3 protein-coding genes are annotated in these 3,581 nt (G+C 61.0%); 1 reads left to right on the forward strand and 2 read right to left on the reverse strand.

Annotated features, from left to right (window positions below):
- The coding region (gene mdoH / locus AC1DT3_RS15085; protein ID WP_477466059.1) for a glucans biosynthesis glucosyltransferase MdoH at window positions 1-976 on the reverse strand (976 nt) is incomplete at its 3' end.
- The gene (locus AC1DT3_RS15090; RefSeq protein WP_477466060.1) at window positions 952-2,532 is read right to left on the reverse strand and encodes an OpgD/OpgG family glucan biosynthesis protein; all 1,581 of its coding nucleotides are present in this window, start codon (window positions 2,530-2,532) and stop codon (window positions 952-954) included. The genes AC1DT3_RS15090 and mdoH, both read right to left, overlap by 25 nt.
- A 177-nt stretch (window positions 2,533-2,709) precedes the next feature.
- On the opposite strand from AC1DT3_RS15090, the gene AC1DT3_RS15095 reads away from it, so the two are divergent.
- On the forward strand, window positions 2,710-3,581 hold an 872-nt coding region (locus tag AC1DT3_RS15095), incomplete at its 3' end, for an NTP transferase domain-containing protein (protein ID WP_477466061.1).

Below are 3,581 nucleotides of genomic sequence, written 5' to 3' on the forward strand. Positions count from 1 at the left end.
GATCAGGAAGGCCGCCGTGGCCGGCAAAAGCCTTCGTCCGAATGATCGCATTGTGTCCCCAGTAGTTCCCGTCCCGGCCCATCCAGACGGACAGGCCAGTCGCGATCACCGGCCCGGTCACGCGGGCGGCGAATTGCTGAAGACGTGCAAATAGCGTGTTGCGGTTGATGATGAGCGGGAGGCTCTGGATGATCCCTGCATCGGGATCCGCTTCCATCGCGGCGGCAAGCCGCACGATGCAATCGCCTGTCATCAGACTGTCGGCATCAAGGACGAGAGTATGCTCGTAATGACCGCCCCAACGAGACACGAAATCCGCGATGTTGCCTGCCTTGCGATGGTGGTTCTTCGCGCGGTGGCGGTAGTACAGGCGCGCATGGGGACCGAGCCGATCGCGGAGCGCGATGAATGCGCGCTCCTCGGCGATCCAAGCATCGGCGTTCGTGGTGTCGGAAAGGATGAAATAGTCGAAATACTCTCCAAGGCCGGTGGCGGCAACGGATTCGTGAATTGCCTCGAAGGCGGCATACGTGCGCGCCGTTTGCTCGTTGTAGACCGGCATGACGATCGCCGTGCGGTGCTGCAAGGCCGTCGGCAGCGGGGCCAGCCGGGGACGGCGCAGCAGCACGAGGAATCCCAAGAGCGCACTGGTGAAGGCGAGCGCGATCCAGGAGAAATTGATCGTGAAAAGCGCGACCAAGACCCACTGGAGAACGGTCGTCCGGCTGACCGATACCACCTGGTACATCTCGTAGGTACCGTAGGCCGTCAGGGCCAGCGCGCCACCAAACACGAAAAACCGCGCGAGATAGGGCTTGGAATGCCGGTTAACGAGCTTCCGCTCCTCGCTCGACGACCAGCGCCAGAGCGACTGGGTCGGCATGGTGAGATGGCTCTCGGGTGGCATGGCTGATGCCAGCCGCCCGGTCGCGGCCTCGTTCGCCTCGGCACTCAAGGTGTCCAACGATAGAGCCATATTTCGCTAATCTGTTTCCCATCGGATTCAAGGATAAGGCGCATCTCACACGCGTTTTCATTACCCGGGTCAAGTTCAAAAGTAACGCGTGCCGTCTTTCTGTCCGGATAGGACCAGAGCTTCAAGTTTTGAAACGATCCTGGCCCGACATTCAAGACGGCTTTGAGATTCCCCAGCGGGGTCGTTGCAAGAGTATCGCCTGTAAAATCGACGATAAAGCGGCGGCGACGGCCGCCACGGCCCTGGCCGGTACGCGTCGCCGAAACGATCGCGAGCGGAGGACGTTCAGGCGGCACCCAACACCAATACTGGCGATAGGCGAAAGACACCTCGGATCCAGCCGCCATGGGGGCCTTCGGGCGCCAATAGGTGAGAATATTGTCGTTCACCTCGGAATCGGTCGGAATTTCGAGGAGTTGGACGCTTCCTTGCCCCCAGTCACCCAGAGGCTCGATCCAGAGGCTCGGACGTCGCTCGAAATGTTGATCGTCGTCCTGAAAGGCCTCGTAAGAGCGTTCGCGCTGGAGAAGGCCAAAGCCCTTCGGACTCTGGTCGACGAAGGCGGAGATCTGCAGAGTCTCGGGATTCTGCAACGGCCGCCAAAGCCATTCGCCCTTCCCGTTGAAGATCTGAAGGCCGGTCGATTCGTAGACACCCGGCCGAATGTCGTCGATGTTTCGGCGATCGTTGGGGCCAAAGAAGTAGGTCGAGCCGATGCCGCCGAGACCGACATGGTCCAAATTGACGCGTGGAAACAACGACGTCTCCACGTCGACGATCGTCATGTCGCCAGGCCGGAAAGTCATTCGGACGGCGCCGGTGGTCGATTCGGAATCGATGACGCCGTGGATCGTGATGCTGTTGCTGCCGGCCAGCGGTCGTTCCAGCCAGAATGCCCGAAAGAAGGGAAATTCCTCTCCCTTCGTTTCAGCCGGTTTGAGGGTAAGGGCGCGGGCGATCGCCCCGAAGTTCTGGCCCTTCGCAAGGGCGCGAAAGAACGTCGCGCCCTGGATGATGGCGAAATCGAAAGGCTGTTCATTGCCGTTGGCCGCCAGCAGGCGAAAGCCGGAGAACCCGATGTCGCCCAGGTCCTTCGGCACGTTCACGCCGTTGAAATCGTACCGCGAGGCGTCGTAACCCACCCGATGAATGGCATCGTCCTCCACGAGGTAGAGATCGACGGCGTTGGTGAACACGAACCCACGATGGAGCGGCTCGACGAAGATGCCCCGATTTTCGCCCGCCCAGATCTGCAGCGGCTGCCGCGTCTTGATGGCGATGTATTGATCGTAGTTGAGATTCGAGAATGCGTCCGGCAGGTCGTTCGGAGGCGCGGAGAAGGGCTTCTTGGCCAATTGGCGAGCGATATCGATCACCGCTGCGGCGTCGAAGCGCTGGCCATCTCCCAGCCTCGATTGGATGAAGGCCTGGGGCGACTGGTTCTGAGCTCGGGCTTGCCCCGCCACGCTGAGGGCGAAAGCCGAAACACCGAGGTAGGCCAACACGTCGCGTCGGCGTGGGGAATGGATCAGTGACAGGTCACGACTCGTCGGCACGGCAGTGCTCTTATGTTATTGTGATGCATACTGAATGGCGAAAGTCCGCCTCTATAGCTTAGTGTATATGACTGACAGATAAACGGGTGATTTGTGATACCGAATTAATATTCCCTCGGTATTGCAAGTCCGAGGCCCTCTGGGCTAGCTCGCAAGACGTGTTGGGAACGAACCTATATGAGCTCTGTCGACCGATCCTCGCCACCGTCCGCATCTCGGACTTGTCTCGCCGTCGTTCTCGCCGCGGGCGAGGGCACCCGGATGAAGTCGGCCTTTCCAAAGGTATTGCACCGGGTCGCAGGGCGCACGCTCCTGGCACATGCGCTCGCCGCCGTGGATCGGGCCGGCGCTAGCCATATCGCCGTCGTCGTGGGTCCGGATCGCGACGATGTGGCGCGCGAGGCCAAAGCACTCCTTCCCGATGCCGAGATCTTCACGCAGGCCGAACGCCTCGGTACGGGCCACGCCGTCTTGAGTGCCCGAGCAGCCATCGAGCGCGCACCGCACGACATCATCGTCGCATATGCCGACACGCCCCTCGTCACGACGGAGACTTTCGTCAAGTTGCGGACGCCGCTCGCGCAGGGTGCGGGCATCGTCGCTCTGGGTTTCGAAGCGCGCGATCCGAGCGGATATGGCCGTTTCCTCATGGAGGGCGACCAGCTGGTCGACATCCGCGAACACCGGGATGCGACGGAGGAGGAGAGGGCCATTACCCTGTGCAATGGCGGCGTCATGTCGATCCGCGGCGACATCGCCCTGACGGTCCTCGACAAGCTCGATGACAAAAACGCCAAGGGCGAATATTACCTCACAGATATCGTCGCCATCGCCCGCAGCCTCGGGGAGAAAGCGGTCATCGTCATCGTTCCCGAAGCTGAGATTCATGGGGTCAACGACCGCGCTCAGCTCGCCATGGCAGAGAACTTGATGCAGGAGCGGCTCCGTCACGCGGCGATGCTGGATGGGGCGACCCTGGTCGCGCCCGAGACGATCTTTTTGAGCTTCGACACCAAACTCGGTCGGGATGTCGTTGTCGAGCCTCACGT

Source organism: Microvirga sp. P4_G7 (genome assembly GCF_056401005.1).